Raw genomic sequence first — 741 nt, 5'->3', positions numbered from 1 at the left:
GGTCCGTTATCCGGATCGAGGACAGTGTATGGTGGGTAGTTTGACTGGGGCGGTCTCCTCCTAAAGAGTAACGGAGGAGTACGAAGGTGCGCTCAGCACGGTCGGAAATCGTGCGTAGAGTATAAAGGCAAAAGCGCGCTTGACTGCGAGACCAACACGTCGAGCAGGTACGAAAGTAGGTCTTAGTGATCCGGTGGTTCTGTATGGAAGGGCCATCGCTCAACGGATAAAAGGTACTCCGGGGATAACAGGCTGATACCGCCCAAGAGTTCATATCGACGGCGGTGTTTGGCACCTCGATGTCGGCTCATCACATCCTGGGGCTGAAGCCGGTCCCAAGGGTATGGCTGTTCGCCATTTAAAGTGGTACGCGAGCTGGGTTTAGAACGTCGTGAGACAGTTCGGTCCCTATCTGCCGTGGACGTTTGAGATTTGAGAGGGGCTGCTCCTAGTACGAGAGGACCGGGGTGGACGAACCTCTGGTGTTCCGGTTGTGTCGCCAGACGCATTGCCGGGTAGCTACGTTCGGAAACGATAACCGCTGAAAGCATCTAAGCGGGAAGCGTGCCTCAAGATGAGATCTCACCGGGGACTTGATCCCCCTGAAGGGCCGTCGAAGACTACGACGTTGATAGGCTGGGTGTGTAAGCGCTGTGAGGCGTTGAGCTAACCAGTACTAATTGCCCGTGTGGCTTGACCATATAACACCCAAGCAATCCGGGTCGTGGTCTGCCATGAGAA

Annotated in this window: 1 rRNA gene; it reads left to right on the top strand. The window is 55.3% G+C overall.

Features of this window, described 5'->3' with window-relative positions:
• Positions 1-701 (top strand): 23S ribosomal RNA (locus tag IEW63_RS14530); the annotation flags it as partial.
• Positions 702-741: the final 40 nt, after the last annotated feature.

Source organism: Halopseudomonas pertucinogena (assembly GCF_014646575.1).
In the GTDB taxonomy this organism is placed as follows: Bacteria; Pseudomonadota; Gammaproteobacteria; order Pseudomonadales; family Pseudomonadaceae; genus Halopseudomonas; species Halopseudomonas pertucinogena.
The sequence above is the reverse complement of the archived record's forward strand: the minus strand, read 5'-3'. Positions and strand labels throughout refer to the sequence as shown.